Here is a 20,507-nt window from a genome sequence, read left to right on the forward strand (position 1 = left end):
AGTTTATTTAAAGATAAGATGAAGAGTACATGTCCAAGTGCAATCGCAATTTCTGGGGAAAAAATTAGTGACGAGGAGATTGCAAGTCTTAGGGCTATTTTCAACTTACTACGCGTGTCTTTATCTAGGAAAAGCATTCCTAGGGAGTTTATTAGGCAAAATGATATTAAGTTTGCTATTATTTACAACAACAAGACTCCAATAGATTTTTCAATCAACATAGCAAATGACTTACAAAGTATCAATAAAGTCTATTCCATCATAATAAACAATGGACCTGAAGAAAAAACAAGTTATAAATTCAACCACATAGAAATATTGAACGATATCAATGAACTAAGCCTTAATCACGGTCTCATATATCAAAAAAAACTTTTTCATGACAATGAAAATGCAAACCTTGATTTTTTCTTAAACTTATCTGAACTTATTAAAGAGATCGTAATAATTACAAACATTGAAAATGATATTATCTATATTAATGAAAAAGGGAGTAAAGAAATTGAACTTCCAATAAAAATTGGAGGCAAAACAAATAAAATAACTGATATAAACATCATAGATTTAGAAAAAGAAGACAAAATAGACTTAAGTTATAATGTAAGCGATATTCCTGAACTCAGAAATATATTAATAACTGACTGCCTTTTAATCGCAAAGCACAATAGAAAGCTAATCGTGGATTTATTTATCAGCACAATTGGTCAAAATAACATTGATAAGTTAATAACAATAAAGGATATATCTCACTTAAAATCCAAAAATTATGCTAGGGATCTTGAAATTATTGACATAAAAACAGATTTATATAACATCAAAGAGCTTGAACATCTTTTAATAAATCAAATTGAATCCTCCTATAAGAATACATATTTGTTTGACCTAGACCTGCACATAAACACAGAATATGAATATAAAGGAAACAGATCAAGCACAGATTTAAAGATACTTAAAAAAATCACCTCTAAAATAATGTCATTCTACTCAGAATACATATTTCAGGTGAAGGATAATAATTTAATAGTTATTGTCTCCACAAGTGGTGGGGAGAGAAGACTAATTGCAATTGCAGAAGAAATCAAAAAAACCATCTCTTATGAACTTAAAAAACAAGGATTTATAATATTTAAATTCAATATAGGAATAATAGAGGCCAATTTGCAAGAAGACATAAAGACAACAATTGCAAAATTAAAAATAGCAACAAAAATATCTTCCGAATATAAAGATTCTCTTCCTATTTTGTACAAAGATGAACTACCGGAAACAATGCTTATTAAAACTCAAAATAAAATCTTTGAATATATAGTGAAAGCAATAAAAAATGATTTTTTTACTCTCTACTATCAGAAAATAACCCCCCTTAAAAAGAACTTAAAACCTAAAATCGAAATACTAACAAGACTTTTTGACCATACGGGTACTCCTATTCCGAATGCCACAGTATTTAATTTAATAGAAAAGTACAATCTAACTGTTGAAGTGGATCAACTGGTTGTTACTAAAGCCCTAAGAGAATATACAAATTTTGTGGCAAAAAATGGCATACATATTTTCTCAATCAACATTTCACCACAATCACTTAAATCTAAAAATTTTAGAATGTTCTTAAGAGAAACACTTCTTACAAGTCACGTCCCGCTTCAAAACATATGCTTAGAGATAACAGAAACCGGTATTTTAGAGAATTTTGAGTTAGTCAATAATTATTTTAAAGAACTTAAAAGCTTTGGCATTAAACTCGCACTTGATGACTTTGGAAGCGGCCACACTTCGCTTTCATACATTAAAATATTACCCATAGATATAATAAAAATAGATGGATCTTTTATTAAAGTAATAAATTCAAGCCAAACAGATCTTGTGATAATAAAATCAATCAAGGAAATTGCTGATACAAAAAGAATAAAAATAATAGCTGAATTTGTATCAAATGAAGAAATACTTAAAAAAATAAATGAAATTGGAATAGACTACGGACAGGGGTTCTTATGGCACGAGCCGGAACCAATGTAGTAAATACGAGTAAAGGTTAGGCCTCACTAACCATAAGGCCTAACCTTTAGTACACACTCAAAATAGCTTTAGTATTTAATTCATCAATGCTATAGTCTTTGCTAGACTGCTGATTATGAAGTTCACAGTAGATAATATATTCCTAGAATCGCTATCATTCTCATCAATAGCAATATCAACTCTACCGTCAGAAATATTAAGTCCTTTGAAAGTCTTTACAAACTCCCTAGCAGGATCATTCTTAACTCCATGCAAATTCATGTCTATAATTTTCTTAATATCTGAACTTACTCCCACAAAAATATGAGAATCTTGATTGCTCCCAACAACATCAATATTTGTTTCCACTGCATAGGCATTCTCGTATGAATAAACAGTTAAATTAGCGTCAGTTCTTGAACTTACTTCCCTGAGCTCCTCGCTATCTCCTGCAAAATACATAACTTTAACTGCTTGCTTTACCCTCAAGCGTTCCTCACCAGTAGCAGATACTCCCATCGCATGCAATACATGACCCAAAGCATGATCATCCATGGACTCTAAAGGCTCAATATGAACATGCCCACCCTTCCCATCTCCTTCCGTTGTATCCCTAGACTCGCAACCCATCAAAAGCAAGAGAAATGTAGCCATCAACGAAATAGCTTTAAAAAAATCACCTCTGTACATAAATACTCTCCTATGCTATACCATTATCTTTAAAAGGTAATGATAAATCAATTGTTTTATATAAATTCCCATAGATTACTAACCTGTTATAATAAAAAAATAAGGAGGAACTTTAATGAGAAAACAAAACCCTTGGATTTCTTTAAACGAAGAAGAAAAAAATAAAATTTTAGAATTTTCAGAACAATATAAGAATTTTTTAAGCAATATCAAAACCGAAAGAGAAGCTGTCCGTTATGCTACACAAAAGGCTAAGGAAAAAGGTTTCACTTGTTCATGCGAAACTAAAGAATTGAAGGCTGGAGATAAAATCTTTTACACATGCCGGGGCAAAAATATTGCACTTGTTTTCGTTGGCAAGGAACCCATTGAGAATGGAATGAATTTCATTGTATCTCACACAGACTCACCAAGACTTGATGCAAAGCCGTCGCCAATTACAGAAGAAAATGAATTTGCATTAATTAAAACAAACTACTACGGGGGAATTAAAAAGTATCAATGGCTGTCTATACCTCTATCAATACGAGGAGTAGTTTTTTTGAAAAACGAAGATAAAGTAGAGATTAACATAGGGGACGACAAAAATGATCCCGTATTTGTAATTCCTGATATATTGCCACACCTTGACAAAAAAGTACAAAGAGACAAAAAATCTGAAGAAATTATTGAAGGTGAAAATTTAAAAATAATAATTGGAAGCCTACCTATTGAAACTAAAGAAAAAGAAAAAGTAAAGCTTGCTATTCTTGATTTAATAAATAAAAAATATAAAATAGAGGAAGAAGATTTTGTCTCAGCAGAAATAGAAATAGTACCAGCAGGTGCTGCAAGGGATGTGGGTTTTGACAGGGCGTTGATAGGTGGATATGGCCAGGACGACAGGGTTTGTGCCTACACCTCACTAGAAGCCATTTTAAATCTAGAAGAGACCCCAGGCAAAACTGCTGTGTGCTTCTTGGTTGACAAGGAAGAAATTGGGTCAACCGGATCTACTGGCTTAAATTCAAGGTATCTTGAATTCTTTGTGTCAGACATTTTATTCAAACTCGAAGGTGACAGATATAGCGACCTTTTAGTTCAGAGGACGTTATGGAACTCAAGAAGCATATCCGCTGACGTTTGTGGTGCAATTAATCCCCTGTTTCGTTCTGTTCATGATGAACAAAACGCACCCAGAATAGGATACGGAATACCTATCATGAAATATACGGGACATGGGGGTAAGTACATGGCCAGCGACGCCGATGCTGAACTTGTCTTTTATATTAGAAATTTACTAAACAAAAATAACATAGCCTGGCAGGTGGCTACACTTGGTAAAGTAGAAGAAGGGGGAGGTGGTACTGTTGCAAAGTTCCTGGCTCACTATGGCATAAGAACAATAGATATGGGTCCTGGTGTAATCAGTATGCACTCACCATTTGAAATAACTTCTAAATTTGATGTGTACACTTCTTATATGGCATACAAAGCATTTTTCCAAGGATAAACAAATATGAATGAAAATGCAATAAAAACATCAGAACATATCGTAGAGTGCTTCGGAGGGATTATAAACATCAAAGAAATAGACAAAGATGTTACCAGAATAAAAATATTAGTTGACAGCAACTCCTTAATTAAGAGAGAAAATTTAACAGAAGATAGGAATATAATAGGAACAATTAAATCAAATGAATTTACAGAGGTCGTAATGAGTTTTGAAATAATTGAAGATGTCTACAACAATATTTTGTACATGATGAATAATAACATAAATTAAAGGACCCTAATTGGGTCCTTTTTTAATATTTAAATTTCTTATATACTCAATAACGGCCTCAGGGCTTATTTCCTTATTTAGCACCCTATAAACAACACCTGCTAGCCCTTGAGAAGCCAAATCATGCTCCAAAAGCAAAAACACTTCCTTAGAAGCAGTTACTCCCTCTGGAAGATACCCAATCTTATGTATATCACCTATTAAATCATCTATGCCCACAAAACCGTTTAAAATACCTTTGCTTACAATTTCACGCCCAAATCGTCTATTTCTTCCAAAAATGCTTCGGCAAGTAACATCTAAATCCCCAGAGCCTGCTATGAACAAAAATGTGTCCTTATTGCAATCACCAACCTTGAATGCAATGTTTTTCATATCATTTAAAGCAACCGAAAATAAAAAAGACTCTGTGTTATTTCCTATTAAATTTGGTCTCCTATCTTTATACTCATCCAAGATGCCAAATGCAATTGCAAATACATTTTTCAGAGCTGCTGCTATTTGAACACCCAAAACATCATCACTATAGAACATAGAAATAGAGGTGCCATTGAATAAATTCATGAATGCAGATACATGATCAATACTCTTGCCAGCAGCCACAAGACCCGTAATTATGCCAAGCCCAACTTCCTCAGCATGGCTTGGCCCTGAAATATAAGCAATCTTATCCTTATATTCAATCAAAATATCCTCTGCTACCTCTACAATAGGACAAGGCCTCCCATCAATAGTTATTAGCCCCTTGGTAAGTATTGCCAAATTAGGTTTCCTGTCCGTAATAATATTCCTTAAACTCTTAAAGATCCCCAAGGTATAAAGAGAAGGAGTTGCAATAAAAACATAGTCAGCTCCAGCCACAGTATCGTTTAAATCAGAAGTTGCAATCAAATTATCCGGTAATTTAATCCCCTTCAGATATTTAACGTTTTCATGTTTACTATTAATATCGTCCCTAACAGATTCTTCAAAAGACCACAATAAAACACTGTCCGACCCCTTATCTGCTAACACCTTAGCAACAGCCGTTCCCCAAGCCCCTGCCCCAATTATAGCTATTTTCATGAATATACCCCCAAATTATCAAATTAATTCATATCTCACCTTACCCTGCAAGTAGACCCTAATTCTATCATTTTTCTTTATTTTTTTTAAAACCATTTCATTAATTATCAAGCTTCCTATTTCCTTGATTACAATCTTCCTTACACTCCTGGTTTCAAAGCCACTCCCATATGTCTTACCCTTAAGATAGGCGAAAATATTTTCTTCAAAAAAAATCTCGATCCCTTTCTCCCTTAATATCCTAATAAGGTTATTAATCTCTCCCTTAATAACCTTTTCAAAGCCAATCTCATCTGCGGGTCTGAAGAAAAAAATATGATCAACCAAATCCAAAAACTGAGAAGAAAACCTCTTCTCCAGCAAGTTTCTCCCACTTGTTGTCTCATTCTTAAATCCAATACTGTTAAACTCCCTACTCTCCACATTAACATCTATTACTATTATGCTATTCGACAAACTAAAACTTCTACCAAAACTGTCATAAAATTTACCTGTATTAAATCCTTTTAAAAAAAAATCTATGACCCTTTTATGAGCTTTATCAAAATCTGAGAGAAAAATAATTGAACTTGAAGCTCTACTCAAGAATTTAAAAAACTTAGTGGGTTCATCGTAAGAATTAGAAGCATATATGGGGCCTATTAATCTATTAATAGAATCAAAATCACCGTACTCACTCATCCCTAAACTAAACTTGGAAAGTTTAAGTTCTTCTGATAAAATACACGAAAGTTTGTCCTTATCAAGATCCGAAGAACTTATAAAAACAAAAATCCCAAGGTTGTTATTTTCAAAGAGGAATTTAACCTTTAAAAGCTTTATATTTAATATCAAATCAGATAAAACACTCTCTTCAATTACCACATTCTCTCTTATTTTGTGTTCCAGCTCAGCAAGCAAACTACCATCATGTTCATCCAAGTTAAAAATACTTGAACCAACCATAGATTGAACAAAATCTTTAACATCATCTTCAGTTATTATTTTTTTGTTATTCTCAAATTTAAATTGAGCTCCAAGTTCATCTAACAAGTCAAAAGCCTTGTCAGGAAGAAATCTGTCTTTAATATATTTACAAGACATAGAAATGAAAGCTCTTATTGCCCCATCTGTGTACTCTACATTATGATGTTTTTCATACTGCCCCTTAGCTCCTTTCAACATAAGGTAAGTATCTTCAATTCCCGGCTCCTTAAGTTCTACGCTATGAAACCTCCTTACTAACGCCCTATCTCTTAAGAAGAACTTCCTATATTCATATTCCGTAGTAGCGCCTATAAACTTAACTTTCCCCAAAGTCAAAATGGGTTTTAACAAATTTGAGACATCTATGCTACTAAAAGATGTAGCACCAGCTCCAACTATCATATGAATTTCATCTATGAAGAGAATTACCTTCTTTTTTAAATACAAAAAATCTAAAACTTTATTTACCCTATCTTCAAGATCTCCTCTGTATTTAGTACCAGATATAAGGTTGCCAATACCAAGAGAATATACCTCATACCCAACCAATTCCCGAGGCACCTCACCTACTTTTATCATATAGGCAAGTCCTTGAATTAATATTGTCTTCCCAACACCAGGCTCTCCAAACAAAATCGGGTTACTTTTATGCCTGCGCAACATTACTTGAATCACCTTGTTCAATTCTTTTGTTCGACCTATTAAAGGATTTTGCTCTAAATTTGGATCTAAACTATCAATGACATTTACTAAAAAATCTTCAACAGAACTACTCTCACCTGATGGATCGTTACTGTCTTCCAACTTAAAACACCCCTCATCAAAAATATTAAAACCTCCATTTTTATCTATCTCTTTATTATCAATGAGAGTAGGCCCTGTCCCCTTGTTATCAACTACCCCCAAATTCAAATCTGGTCCCAAGTATTCATAAACTTCAATCATGTTGTCAAAGATAGCTAAATTAAAACCCGACTTTAGCAGAGCATCTAAAATTGTATTTTGTCTTTTCCTAATTAATACCCATAATAAATCTTTTTCTTGTATCTTATAAGTTTTTTTATAGTAAAAAATAGTAGCAATTACTTCCTGATATAAGTCATCTATCTTGAAAACATAATCTGAAATATTGGATTCTCTGGAGGGAAGTTTACTGAAAAATTCTTCTAATATTTTGCCAAGACTGTAAAAATCAAGAGTGCACAACTCAAGAAGCTCTTTAATCTTATCATCACTAATTAAACTATGAAAAATATGCTCTTCTGTAAAGACACCGTGCTTGCGCTCCATAAAAAACAGAAATGACCTAAAGAATAAATTATTTAAAGCTCTCCTGTTATACATGAAACACCAACTATAAAATAATTCTTAAAACTTTTTTCTTGCCAACCCTAAGCTCAAGTTCACCATTAGTAAAATTATCCTTAGTAAGACAATAATCTTGTTCTCCTATCCTTACTTTATCTACATAAACCCCACCCGCATTAATTAATCTTCTCCCCTCAGATTTACTAGGTGCAACCCTTGAAAGAATCATTAAGTCAATCAATAAAATTCCATCTCCCAAATTGGCTAGTCCCAACTCAAAAAAAGGAATGCTGCCTCTGTCTCCAACGCCTTTAAAAGCTGCTGCTGCTGCCTCTGCTGCTCTTAAAGAAGCCTCCTCTCCATGCACAATCTTTGTTATTTCAAAAGCCAACGTTTCTTTTGCTTTGTTTAATAAATTTCCTTCTAGCCTTGAAACATTTTCAATCTCATCCTCTTCCAAAAAAGTGAATAAATACAAAAATCTCTTAACATCTAAGTCTGGGATATTCCTAAAATATTGATAAAAATCATAAACACTGTAAAGCTTTAAATCAAGATAAACAGCCCCCTTTTCTGATTTTCCCATCTTTTTCCCATCACTTCGTGTAATAAGAGGACACGTAAGACCAAAAACTTCTCCTCCCGATTTCCTTCTTACTAAATCAACCCCAGAAACAATATTACCCCACTGGTCATCGCCCCCCATCTGGAGGTTGCAATTTTTAATCTTATTAAGCATGTAAAAATCATAAGATTGCAAAAGCTGATAATTAAACTCGATAAACGAAAGCCCAGCATCCAGTCTTCTTCTATAAGTTTCAAACCCCAACATTCGATTAACAGAAAAATGAACTCCGATATCTCTTAAAAATTCAATGTAATTAAGGTTACCAAGCCATTCCGAGTTGTCAAAAACACAGCTATTGCTAAACCCTGCTATTCGTGACAACTGTTCCTTTATTGCAACAACGTTTCCTTCTATACTCTCCTCTGATAAAATCCTTCTCATCTCACTCTTACCGGAAGGATCGCCTATCCTAGTAGTACCGCCTCCAACCAGAGCAATCGGAACATGTCCTTGCTTTTCAAGATGCATCATTGCCATAAGGGGGATCAAATGTCCAATATGAAGAGAGCTAAAGGTAGCATCAAATCCTACGTAAAAAATTACCCTATCCCTATCCATCAAATCACTTAAAGCCTCTAAATTTGTACACTGTTTTAAGAATCCTCGTCTCTTTAAAATCTCCAAGGCAAGATTCATCTATTTGGAACTCCCCCTATAATTTAGTATTTCAGTCCTGATATATGAATATAGCTCGTTAAGAGAAATCCTTACCTGAGTCATACGATCCCTCTCTCTTAAAGTAACCGTCCTATCCTCCATAGTATCGTAGTCTATTGTTACACAATAAGGCGTCCCAATCTCATCTTGACGCCTGTATCTCTTGCCAATTGTGCCACTGTCGTCATAAAACATATAAAAATCATCACTAAGTTCCATAAATACTCTCCTAGCAAGATCATCAAGCCCATCTTTTTTCACAAGAGGAAGTATGGCAACCTTATAAGGGGCAAGTTTAGGGTGCAGTCTTAAAACTGTTCGCTTATCACCGCCCTCAAGCGCCTCATCCACATAAGCATCGCAAAGAGTCATTAAAATACTCCTTGTAAGTCCAAGAGACGTCTCAATAACATAAGGGATATATCTCTCCCCAGTTATTAAGTCGTGATACTCAAATAATTTAGGCTTCTCACAAAACCTAGCATGCTGTGCTAAATCATAATTGCCCCTATTATGAATTCCTTCAATCTCCTTAAAACCAAACGGAAATTCGTACTCAATATCAACAGCTGCTTTAGCATAATGTGCAAGTTCGCCTGCTTCATGTTCTTTAAACCTAAGACTACTCGATTTTATTCCAAGAATTTCCACAAAAAAATTCATCCTATTTTGCTTCCAATAATAGTACCAATCATCCATTTGCTCAGGATGTACAAAAAACTGCATTTCCATTTGCTCAAACTCACAAGTTCTGAATATAAAATTTTTTGTTATTATTTCATTCCTAAACGCTTTACCGACTTGAGCTATACCGAAAGGAATCTTAAGCCTTGTAGAGTCCAATACATTTCTAAAATTAACAAAAATACCCTGAGCCGTCTCTGGTCTTAGATAAATTTCATTAGAGCCCTCTTTTGTAGCTCCAATATTAGTTTTAAACATTAAATTAAAATTTTTAGGTTCTGTAAAGGAACTCTCCTTGCTACAACTAGGACAATTCCCAGACAAATCAACAAGATCAGCCCTAAATCTGTTTTTGCAACTCCTGCAATCTACTAATGAATCTGAAAAACTGTCAACATGCCCCGAGGCAACCCAAACTTCAGGCCGCATAAAAATAGCAGTGTCTAGGCCCACCACATTCTCATGTAAGTAAACCATATTCTTCCACCATTCCTTCTGTATATTATTTTTAAGCTCAATACCCAAAGGGCCATAATCCCATGCTCCCGAAAGTCCTCCATAAACTTCTGAAGACTGAAATACAAAACCCTTTCTCTTAGCAAGTGCGATAACATCTTCCATTCTTGTCATATCAATATCCTTAAAATGTATTATTTTTATTACTCATGTCTTTTCAAAAATTCTTGCGCTAGGTTTATTCTATCAAAAACTTTGTCTTTCCCAAGTAGTTTTAAAGAATCAAAAAGGGGAGGTGATACCTTACTACCAAGCGCTGCAATTCTAATCGGAAGAAGAACTTCACCTACCTTCAGGTTATTATCCTTGGCAAAATTATTAAACACTTTTTCGTTCTCATCCGATGACCTTGTTTGAAATCCTTCCAATATTGGCTTAATCTTGTCTAAAATCAAATAAATGTCGCCCGCTGTCTTCTTCTTGCCTAAAAACTCATCTAAGTTCCATGTTTTAATATCTTCGTAAAAAAATTTAAGCATATTTACAGCTTCACTAAGCTTTCTAATTCTTGTCTTTATAAGAGGTATTAAAAGTAATAATATTTCCTCATCTCTAGGCTCAACATCTTCCCTGATATAAGCTACTTTTTGCAATAAAGGAAGTAAAAGCCTAGCCAATTCCTCATCTTCTTTCTCTCTAATATAATGGCTATTAAAAAAGTCTAGTTTATTATAATCAAAAATAGCAGGAGATTTATTTATCTTACTAAGACAGAACAGCTTTTGAAGTTCATCACTTGTAAAGAATTCTTTCTTATCATCATAAGACCATCCAAGTAGGGTAACATAATTAATAATGGCCTCTGGAAGATATCCATCCTCAATAAATTGTCTTAAAGCCGTAGCTCCATGCCTCTTACTCAATTTTTGTCCATCACTACCCATTACCATCGGAAGATGACAATAAATGGGAGGAGTCCATCCAAAAGCATTATAAAGAAGAACATGCAAAGGACCTGAAGATACCCACTCCTGAGCCCTTAAGACATGCGACACTTTCATCAAATGATCATCAACAACGTTTGCAAGATGATAGGTTGGAAGTCCATCAGACTTAAGAATAACAGGATCAGGGTTAATATCCTTATTCAACCATGTTACTTTGTCAAGTAAAATATCATTAAAACTAGTTTCCCCATCAAGAGGAACTTTAAATCTAACAACAGGTTTTATTTCTAAACTTAAAACATCTTGAATCTCACTCTCACTCAAATTTCTACAATGTCTATCATACCCTGTTGCCATCTTGTTAACAGTCTGAATCTTCCTAATCCTTTCTAGCCTATCCGGTGTGCAATAACAGTAATAAGCATCCCCCGATTCAACCAATCTCCTAGCATACCCATCATATATTGCCGTTCTCCTCGACTGAACATAAGGCTCGTAAGGCCCACCACAAGTGGGTCCCTCATCAAAATCAATACCAAGCCACTCTAAACTTCGATAAAGATCATCCTCGGCTTCTTTAAAATATCTCGTCTGATCGGTATCCTCAATTCTGAGAAAAAATTTCCCACCACAAGACTTGGCAAAGAAATAATTAAACAAAGCTGTTCTAATCCCTCCAATATGTTGCAAACCCGTTGGAGAAGGTGCATATCTAACCCTTACGTTCAAAATCTTATCCTCTCTTAATAAAAAATATCCTTCTTTGAGCTATCATAAATATAATAAAAAACCACGAAAAATAAATTTGAACCCAGAAGCTTGGCATGTTTAGTGTTTAATTTGTCTTTGTATTTAAAATATTTGTCCCTAATCTCAAGTTTACTGGATTCGATCAAACAGGGTTCCACATTAGACCTCTTTAAAACGTAATAATAATAAATTGTAAAAATTGGTTCTCTTAAACAATACCTCCTTAAAAGATCTAATGCCTTACTTAATTTTTCATATTCTTCAAAAGAAATCATACTAAGGGCAACGCAATACTCTACCCACCTATCCCTGCTACCTGCATACTTTAAAATTAAACTAGATGCCTTCTCTTTCTCCCTAAAACTGATGAGCACAGAATAAAGTTCCACTATCGTTTTATTACTAATCTTGCTATCTTTCAAATAAAAATAAATCTCATCAAGACTTTTTTTATCTTGTTTTATTAAAATCATTTTTAAACAAAGAGAAATATCAAATACACTTCTAAGTCTCTTCCGAATTATTTTAAGCTTTAAAAAAGTATAAGTATTCTCTACTCCGTTGAATACAAAATATAACCTTGAATAAAGAAACTTGGAATAAAAAATATTAAAGATAAGCATAAATAAAACAAACCCTAAAATAACATGAGAATGGAAAAGCATAAAATCTAGCACACTCAAATATTTTAAGATTTCTAGAAAAAAAATCAAATATACAAAAAACCCAGCAAACATAACATTAAAAATTAAAAGTATTCTATCTACCATTAACATCTCTTTAAAACCCAATTTAATTACACGATCGAAATATATAGTCATATTATACTAAACATAATGGACAATTGATAAATAATGTGTTATATATGTTTATTAATAAGTTTAAATTTAAGAGGAAAAATGGGTAGCCTTGATGGGTTGGCGAAAGACATAAAGTCTTTTTCTTATGTAATAGACAAAGACTTTTTGGTGTGGCCTGAGAATTCTCTTGTAAAGCCTAAGAATGTTGAACTGGTTGAGAGATGGGGATTGAAGGAAGAACTTCACACGAAAAACAACTTCTTTGATGAGTCACTAATGAATAAAGTGAGCATTTTGGTGCATGCGGAGTGTGATAGGGAATCTATTTCAAACTATCACATGTTAGTAAGCAATTTGGAAGAAGTATATGAGACTTGTAAAAAGAACAAGAAGATTTATTATCAAGACATCCTACCAACTGCTAAAAAGGTAATAGAATTTTATAAAAAAAATCAAAAAACGTTCATGAAATACATAAAAATACCTAACTTCTTGTCCGATTACCATATTGTACATTCAGTAAACACTGCCATACTAACAGTCGCGCTTGGAAATGAGATGAATTTAAATAATCACAAGACAGTTGAATTATGCACGGTGGCTCTTCTTCACAAGATAGGCTTTCTATTTATCCCCTCAAAGATAAGCGAAAAGCAAGAAAAATTAAGTGATGAAGAATTTGAGATGATTCAAAAATATCCCATACTTAGTTGCAAAATTATATCCGCAACTGATTTTTCACATTCTATATGTTCAACGTTACTGTGTCATAAGGAAAATTTAGATGGCTCAGGTTACCCTAAAAAACTTAAAAGTGAGAATATTAGCATTGAGTCAAACATAATTGGAGCTGCTAGTGCTTATAGTGCAATTATTTTAGATAAAACGTATAAGAAATCCTTAAACTCTGGTGCATCTCTTATAGAGATAATACAGGACGCCGATAAAAAATTTGACAAAAGGGTTTTAAAACTAATCATTAAGGTGCTCTCTCAATGCCCGCTGGATTTTATTGTGGAACTCCAAGATAAATCGATTGCGAAGATAATAAAAGTCAATGAAGAGAACCTTAATTATCCATACATACAGTACATAATCAAAGACGACAAAGTTGTGCCTCCCAATGAAAGCCAAGATTACATCAAGTCAATACCCAAAACGGCAACAGGAATTAAAAAAATACTCGGACAAAGCGAGATAGAATTTCTTTTAAAAAAATACTCTTTAAAAGAAATATAAAAGGAGAAAGTATGGTTTTAATCATATCTGCAATGGATGAAGAAGCAGAAGAAGTAAATACGATAATTGAGGATAGACAGGAATTTACATTGGACGACTATCTGGGGAAGAAAAAAATTTATAAGGGAAAGATTTCGGGACATGAGGTAATCTCTTTAACCACTGGTATTGGTAAGGTGAATGCTGCCGCTTGGGTTAGTTATGTTATATCAAAATACAAAATCAGTCACATAATCAACTCAGGAACCGCTGGTGGGATAAGAGAGGACTCTAATCTGAAGATTAAAGACATAATAGTATCGTCGGAGATAGCATTTCATGATTTTGATTTGACTAAGTTTGGGCATAAAGTAGGACAAGTGCCTGGCTTGCCTCAAAAATTCAAAGCGGACGACGGACTGCTTAAAAAATCAGTTAAGGTTATAGAGGATAAAATCAAGGATGTTAGTGCTCACATTGGTTTAATACTTACAGGAGACCAATTTATTGGAAACAAAAATCAGCTAGATGCGATTAAGAACAACTTTCCAGATGCTTTAGCTGTAGAAATGGAAGGAGCTGCTATCGCACAAGTTGCACATACATTTGGTATACCCTTCATCATTACTCGTTCTATATCTGACTTACCAAACACCAAAGATAATCACATAGATTTCGATAAATTTCTAAAAATCGCATCTATAAATGCGGCTAGAATGGTCAAGGAACTTGTTGGACTCATAGAAAAGGATCAACATGATAAATAAGATATCAACTTCTGAGGCTGTATCTGAAGGGCATCCTGACAAGATTGCAGACCAGATCTCTGATGCAATCCTTGATGAGATGCTAAAAAAAGACAAAATGGCCAAAGTTGCATGTGAGACACTAATTTCACAAAATTTAGTTGTCATAGCAGGAGAAATAAACAGCACAGCAAGGAAAGACGTAGACATAAAAGAAGTTGCTAGACACATAATAAAAAATATTGGATATACAAACATAGAATATGGCCTTGACTATAGATCTGTTACAATAGTCGACGCTATTGGATATCAATCGATAGATATTTCAAATGCAGTTGACAGGAAAGACATAGAGGCCACTGGGGCGGGGGATCAGGGAATAATATTTGGTTATGCTTGCAATGAAACTGAAAATTTCTTACCGATAGCATACGAACTATCTAACTTAATTTTACAAAAAGCTAGCAAGCTTAGGAAAACAGGGGTAATTAAGTGGCTGCGCCCTGATGCTAAGTCACAAGTCACCATTGAATACAATTCCGATAAACATCCTACTCGAATAAGTAACATTGTTGTTTCTCATCAACACGACCCCGATATTTCTCAAGACGTCATACGCCAGACACTAATTAAAGAGATTATAGAACCCACGCTTCAAAGTAAATCAATGTTTGATCCTAACATTAAATACTACATTAATCCTTCAGGAAATTTCGTCATTGGCGGGCCAACTGGAGATACGGGTCTTACGGGAAGAAAGATTATCGCTGACAGCTACGGTGGCTTTGCAAGGCATGGAGGGGGGGCTTATAGTGGGAAAGATGCAACTAAAGTTGACCGTTCGGCTGCTTACATGGCAAGATATATTGCTAAGAACATGGTAGCGGCAGGTATTTCTAGGGAATTTGAAATACAACTTGCTTATGCTATTGGAATTGCTAACCCAGTGTCTATTAAAATAACTGCAGGAATAAATGATGACACATATGAAAATAGGATATTAAACTTTATCATAAATAATTTTGATCTAACTCCAGATGGTATAATTAAGAAGTTAAGATTAAGAGAGCCCATCTACTCTAAAACATCCACATACGGGCACTTCGGGAAAAATGAACTAGAATGGGAAAGACTAGACTTTGTAGATAAAATCAAGGAGGAATTTCAAATATGAATAAAATATCAAGCTTTACGATTGATCACACAAGATTGAATCCCGGTATATATATATCAAGGAAAGATGTTTTTGAAAATGTAACATTTACTACCGTAGATATTAGAATGAAGGCTCCTAATAGAGAACCTGCAATAAACAATGCAGAAATGCACACAATTGAGCACATAGGCGCCTTATTAATCAGGAATCATCAAGAATGGGGAATGAAAACATTATACTTTGGACCAATGGGTTGTAGGACTGGATTTTATTTAATACTTTTGGGAGACCACGAAAGCAGGAATCTTGTCAATTTAATATCTTGGCTTTTCACTGAGATAGTCAATTTCAAAGGAAGCCTAGCAGATGCAGGCGCAACTGAAAGGGAGTGCGGAAATTATCAAGATCACAACCTGAACATGGCAAAACACGAGTCTAGTCAATATTTAAAAATAATAACAAATGCTACAGACGAAAACCTAACCTATCCTTCCTAATCTCATCTAAACAACTGAAACGTGGTGAATCAAAAATCCAGAGCACGAATGGACCCTATGTTATCTTGGTAAATAAGTCCTACAGATACTCTATGCATCTGATTAAACAGCAAAGATTTATTATGAAAGATTGGTGAAATTACATATTCTAGGAAAATAAATCCCAAATTGACTCTTGTACCAACATCAAGTCCTACAATGAAGGGATTACTGCTTTCTACGTAATCTATATAACCGTAAGAATAACTCCTGAAATCCAAATAGCCCACCTTAAGTCCCGAAAACGCAGTCAAACTAAATATAGCCATGTTGGGAACAAAAAAATAATTAATATATGCTCTAATTGATACTGAAATATCACGAAGCTCAAAATTATCAGGAGATTTTATTAACTCTTTTATATCCTGCACTCCTGTTAACATATGCACAGCTTCCCTAGTATAGGATGTATAAACTGACAGAAATCTTGCATCTGCAGTAACTTCTCCTCCAAAAGCTAAACTATCTGACGCAACAATCCCAAAACCACTAATGATCTGATATTTAAGTCTTTCATAAAAATACAAATCTGGAGAAAAATTATCAACACCCGCCCCAACTCCACCGTAAACATTAGTATCTCCTGAGGAGAAAGCATAAAGCTTAAACACACTCATCACAAAAACTAATACACAAAAAAACTTGCACATATGGATCAACCTCTTTTAAACCAATAAAAACTAAATATTTTGACCTATCCTTTTGGATAAATCCAAAAATTCATCTTCTACTAGATTAATGTTAGAGCCCCTTATGAAACCGAAATTATCCCCCTGAAATCTTGGAACTACATGAAAATGAGTATGAAAAATAATTTGCCCTGCTTCAACACCAATTGCAGTATAAATGTTTATCCCACCACAAGTACGTGAGTTCAACTTTTTCAAAGAAAGTGCTATTCTTTTACATACTTCCATCACCTTGCCATTAATCGCATCATCCATAACCAAAGCATCAGTGCTATGCTGTTTGGGAACAACAAGCGTATGCCCAACATTTAAAGGATGAATATCAAGAAAAGCAAGCACTAAATCATCCTCATAAACCTTATAAGAAGGAAGCTCACCTCTTATTATCTTGCAAAAAACACAACCGCTCAAAAATCCTCCAACTTAACCACAACCAATATTGATTTTATCCTCAAAAGTAATTATACAGCACCAATCTAGCTATGTTAAAATAAGCAATCAAGGTAATAACATCAGCAATAGTCGTAATTAAAGGACCAGCCATCAAGGCTGGGTCAATTCTTAAAATCTTAGCAAAAATAGGTAAAAGACCTCCCAACACTTTCGCCACCATTAAACCTATCATCAAACATGAAGAGACAACGAAAGCTATTCTAAACCTCTCATCATTCTCAGGTATTACAAAAAATACAACCCTTAAAAAGTTGATACCAGCAAGGATTAACCCAACTAATATGCTAACACACACTTCTTTAAATAATACACGAAAAAAATCCTTGACTTTAAGCGTTCCAAGGGCAAGCTCGCGAATAATTAACGCAGAAGCTTGAGAACCCGCATTTCCTGATGTATCCATCAAAAGTGGAATAAAACTGGTCAAGATTACCAAGGACAAAATCAAATTCTGATAACTTGTAATTATGGTAGCTGTTAAAGTAGAAGATATCATAAGAATCAAGAGCCAGATTATTCTATTTTTTGTCATGTCAAAAATAGAAGTATCAAGATAAGATTCACCTAAAGGAGTAACTGCGGCCATTATATGAAAATCTTCGGTATTTAAACTCTGTACAACCTCAAGAATATCGTCAATAACAATAATTCCTATCATTCTTCCTTCATTATCAACAACAGGAACACTCAAGATATCATGATTCTGAAAAAGAAGAGCAACATCTTCCTTCCCATCACTGACCTTCACAATATAAAATCCACTCGTTCTCATGATTGAAGAAATGACAACGTCATCCCTGGATAACATTAAATCTTCAATCTTGACAACTCCTCTTAATCTCTTCTCTTCATCTGTAATATAGTAAGTGTAAACATCTTCCTTAGTCTTTGCCACCTTTCTAATGTAGTCAAGAGCTTCTCCAACAGAAAAATAATCTTTAAGCTCAATGTATTCTATCTTTACAATTGAACCAGCGGAATCATCACTGTAAGACAAAAATTTATTAATAATCTCTCTATTTTCCTCAGTAGAACTTGCTAAAAATCTCTGTACAACATTTGCTGGCACTTCTTCCAAAAGATCAATAACATCGTCAAGGTTTAACTCATCTATCATTTCACTTATTTCTTTGTTAGTAAAAGAATTAGCCAATTTATTTTTTGTGACTTGGTCAAAATTAGAAAAAGCCTCAACAGCAACTTTCTTGGGCAGAAACCTATAAAGTAAAATCAAATCAGATCCATTAAGTCTCCTCATCATTTCACTAATATCAAAAGCATCATACTTTAAAAGCTCTTCTTTTATTTCAGAGTATCTTTTCTCCTCAAGTAAGGTCTTTAAAAATACAACATCCATCATATCAATGCCCCCAAGATCTTATCCCTCAATAAAATATAAAAACAAACCGATCAACTATAACTTATCTAAAAGCATAGAGCATCTACCTGAAGGTATAGGTAGCGTCTTTTCTTTTTTATTTAATATATTTATTGTAAAGTAGTAAAGTTTTTCAGACTCCATCTTTATCTCCCAACCTCTCTTGCCCTTATTACAAATAATTGTGGTTTGATTTCTTCTAAGAGACAAGTGTTCTATTCCCATAACTTCAAGAGCAGGAATATTCCAATAGACTGTTTTATCCGGCAAACTAATTGTAAGACCAATAATATTTTCTATCATCAAACTAATGCTAAAAAGCGCAAGATAACAAATAACATCCTTTTCTGGAAGAATTTTTTTCTCAACATCAAAATAAGCCGGTCCCTCTTTCATTGGCTTATAAGCCTCCCAAATATGCCCCTTAACCTTGCCATCGGGTAACAGAGTATCTAGCACGTAATACAAATGCCTTATGGTAAACTCTCTTGCAATATTTGCACGCCTACAGTACTCAAGCCCCTTAATAATAAAAAAATTCATATAAGTATAAACAGAACCATAATACCCATTTCCCTCTAAATTAAATTTAGAATCATTAACGGAAAGGGTAGGGAAAGGATTTAAAGTACCAAAGTGTTTATCACTTTTTAAATAAAAAACCATTCTCTCTATTCTATCTTCACTCGGAATCTCAGAAAGCAGGGGCAGAAAACCCACTATTGTCTTACACCTAATAATGCTTTCATTAACGTCAAGATCATAATAAAACCCATCACTCTCATCCCACATCAAAGAATTAATCTTGGCCTTAAGGGAAAAAAACCTTTTCTTATACTCAAGTGATAAATTTTTATCATTCAATATGTCTGCCAATTTCGAAATACAATATGCACTATGTACTTGCAACGAGTTAAAATCAATCGGATAACATGCATCTTCTCTGGGAGAATTCTTGTAAAAAATTTTATTTACATCAATTGAATAAAGTCCATTGCCTTTTAAAAATTTTTTCTCTATCCACCGATAATACTTGTCAAGAACTGGCAAAACATCAGAAATGCGTCTCTTATTGCCTGTTTTATGATATAAATTATACTCAGCCCAAGCGAAAATCGGCAAGCCAATACCCTCATCGTTTCCCTCCGCATAAACAGCCTTATTGCTCTTGTCATAACGAGATCTAATAGCCCCTGATGTTTCCTGAAGTTGGTAAAATTTATCAATAGTTGATGTAGGAGAATATTCTCCATTACTGTAGACAAGAAAAAAGCTTGAAAGACAAGCCTGCATTTGGTCTATGAAGTCAAGACTCTCAGAATAATAATTTTTTTCCCGCCTACCCTTCTCCAAAGTTTGAGGAAAGACAATTTTGTCCTGTATCCAGGAGAGACTTTTATTATAAATATCAATAAAATCCTGATCATAATAGTATATTTTTGGAAATATTCTCTTACTCAACACCCAAACCTCTGAAAACAAATATAAATAGACTCCTACTCATTATACCATCATTAAATTAACAAAACGGGAATTAAATCTAAAATTTTTAGTTGCAGGCCACTCTCTTTACAAACACAAATCCTTAAAACAGATCAAAACCCAAAATTTTTGTCTATT

General features: G+C 33.9%; 18 protein-coding genes. 7 read left to right on the forward strand and 11 right to left on the reverse strand.

Going from position 1 to position 20,507, the window contains the following annotated elements; translation table 11 throughout:
• Positions 1-18: 18 nt before the first annotated feature.
• Entirely contained in the window at positions 19-2,016 is a 1,998-nt protein-coding gene (locus tag LSO06_RS01840) for an EAL domain-containing protein (protein WP_231760385.1), read from the forward strand.
• A gap of 75 nt (positions 2,017-2,091) precedes the next feature.
• Here the strand turns inward: LSO06_RS01840 and LSO06_RS01845 are convergent, their stop codons facing one another.
• Complete coding sequence (locus tag LSO06_RS01845) at positions 2,092-2,685, reverse strand: hypothetical protein (protein ID WP_231760386.1); 594 nt, start codon at positions 2,683-2,685, stop codon at positions 2,092-2,094.
• A 115-nt stretch (positions 2,686-2,800) separates the two neighbouring features.
• Between LSO06_RS01845 and LSO06_RS01850 the strand changes: the two genes are divergently transcribed.
• Entirely contained in the window at positions 2,801-4,177 is a 1,377-nt protein-coding gene (locus LSO06_RS01850) for an aminopeptidase (protein WP_231760387.1), read from the forward strand.
• A 6-nt stretch (positions 4,178-4,183) separates the two neighbouring features.
• Positions 4,184-4,450 carry a PTS sugar transporter subunit IIB gene (locus LSO06_RS01855; protein ID WP_231760388.1) on the forward strand — a complete coding sequence of 89 codons (267 nt, stop codon included), beginning with the start codon at positions 4,184-4,186 and terminating at the stop codon, positions 4,448-4,450.
• Positions 4,451-4,456: 6 nt separating this feature from the next.
• Here the strand turns inward: LSO06_RS01855 and LSO06_RS01860 are convergent, their stop codons facing one another.
• The 6 genes from LSO06_RS01860 to LSO06_RS01885 are packed head-to-tail and all read right to left on the reverse strand — an operon-like array spanning position 4,457 to position 12,681.
• The gene (locus LSO06_RS01860) at positions 4,457-5,515 is read right to left on the reverse strand and encodes an NAD(P)H-dependent glycerol-3-phosphate dehydrogenase (protein WP_231760389.1); all 1,059 of its coding nucleotides are present in this window, start codon (positions 5,513-5,515) and stop codon (positions 4,457-4,459) included.
• An 18-nt stretch (positions 5,516-5,533) separates the two neighbouring features.
• On the reverse strand, positions 5,534-7,825 hold the full coding sequence (locus LSO06_RS01865) for an AAA family ATPase (protein ID WP_231760390.1): 2,292 nt from the start codon (positions 7,823-7,825) through the stop codon (positions 5,534-5,536).
• 10 nt (positions 7,826-7,835) lie between these two features.
• The gene (gene tyrS, locus LSO06_RS01870; RefSeq protein WP_231760391.1) at positions 7,836-9,053 is read right to left on the reverse strand and encodes a tyrosine--tRNA ligase; all 1,218 of its coding nucleotides are present in this window, start codon (positions 9,051-9,053) and stop codon (positions 7,836-7,838) included.
• A complete protein-coding gene (locus tag LSO06_RS01875; protein WP_231760392.1) occupies positions 9,054-10,388 on the reverse strand; it encodes a glycine--tRNA ligase in 1,335 nt (444 codons plus the stop codon).
• 29 nt (positions 10,389-10,417) lie between these two features.
• On the reverse strand, positions 10,418-11,890 hold the full coding sequence (gene gltX, locus LSO06_RS01880) for a glutamate--tRNA ligase (protein ID WP_231760393.1): 1,473 nt from the start codon (positions 11,888-11,890) through the stop codon (positions 10,418-10,420).
• Positions 11,891-11,904: 14 nt separating this feature from the next.
• Positions 11,905-12,681 carry a hypothetical protein gene (locus LSO06_RS01885; RefSeq protein WP_231760394.1) on the reverse strand — a complete coding sequence of 259 codons (777 nt, stop codon included), beginning with the start codon at positions 12,679-12,681 and terminating at the stop codon, positions 11,905-11,907.
• A 129-nt stretch (positions 12,682-12,810) separates the two neighbouring features.
• On the opposite strand from LSO06_RS01885, the gene LSO06_RS01890 reads away from it, so the two are divergent.
• Genes LSO06_RS01890 through LSO06_RS01905 form a run of 4 tightly spaced genes read left to right on the forward strand, consistent with a single transcriptional unit; the run spans position 12,811 to position 16,328 of the window.
• Positions 12,811-13,950 carry an HD-GYP domain-containing protein gene (locus LSO06_RS01890; protein WP_231760395.1) on the forward strand — a complete coding sequence of 380 codons (1,140 nt, stop codon included), beginning with the start codon at positions 12,811-12,813 and terminating at the stop codon, positions 13,948-13,950.
• A gap of 11 nt (positions 13,951-13,961) precedes the next feature.
• Positions 13,962-14,696: a 5'-methylthioadenosine/adenosylhomocysteine nucleosidase gene (locus LSO06_RS01895; protein WP_231760396.1), complete on the forward strand. Its 735-nt coding sequence runs from the start codon at positions 13,962-13,964 to the stop codon at positions 14,694-14,696.
• Positions 14,686-15,849 carry a methionine adenosyltransferase gene (gene metK, locus LSO06_RS01900; protein ID WP_231760397.1) on the forward strand — a complete coding sequence of 388 codons (1,164 nt, stop codon included), beginning with the start codon at positions 14,686-14,688 and terminating at the stop codon, positions 15,847-15,849. Before LSO06_RS01895 ends, metK begins: the two co-directional genes overlap by 11 nt.
• The gene (locus LSO06_RS01905) at positions 15,846-16,328 is read left to right on the forward strand and encodes an S-ribosylhomocysteine lyase (protein WP_231760398.1); all 483 of its coding nucleotides are present in this window, start codon (positions 15,846-15,848) and stop codon (positions 16,326-16,328) included. The genes metK and LSO06_RS01905 overlap by 4 nt, the downstream gene beginning before the upstream one ends.
• Before the next feature lie 29 nt (positions 16,329-16,357).
• Here the strand turns inward: LSO06_RS01905 and LSO06_RS01910 are convergent, their stop codons facing one another.
• The 4 genes from LSO06_RS01910 to LSO06_RS01925 are packed head-to-tail and all read right to left on the reverse strand — an operon-like array spanning position 16,358 to position 20,348.
• On the reverse strand, positions 16,358-17,017 hold the full coding sequence (locus LSO06_RS01910; protein ID WP_231760399.1) for a hypothetical protein: 660 nt from the start codon (positions 17,015-17,017) through the stop codon (positions 16,358-16,360).
• A 30-nt stretch (positions 17,018-17,047) separates the two neighbouring features.
• Positions 17,048-17,467 (reverse strand): HIT family protein, encoded by a 420-nt coding sequence (locus LSO06_RS01915; RefSeq protein WP_231760400.1) that lies wholly within the window; start codon positions 17,465-17,467, stop codon positions 17,048-17,050.
• Positions 17,468-17,507: 40 nt separating this feature from the next.
• On the reverse strand, positions 17,508-18,869 hold the full coding sequence (gene mgtE, locus LSO06_RS01920; RefSeq protein ID WP_231760401.1) for a magnesium transporter: 1,362 nt from the start codon (positions 18,867-18,869) through the stop codon (positions 17,508-17,510).
• A gap of 54 nt (positions 18,870-18,923) precedes the next feature.
• Positions 18,924-20,348 carry an MGH1-like glycoside hydrolase domain-containing protein gene (locus LSO06_RS01925; protein WP_231760866.1) on the reverse strand — a complete coding sequence of 475 codons (1,425 nt, stop codon included), beginning with the start codon at positions 20,346-20,348 and terminating at the stop codon, positions 18,924-18,926.
• Positions 20,349-20,507: the final 159 nt, after the last annotated feature.

This window comes from Borrelia sp. RT5S (genome assembly GCF_021165755.1).
In the GTDB taxonomy this organism is placed as follows: Bacteria; Spirochaetota; Spirochaetia; order Borreliales; family Borreliaceae; genus Borrelia.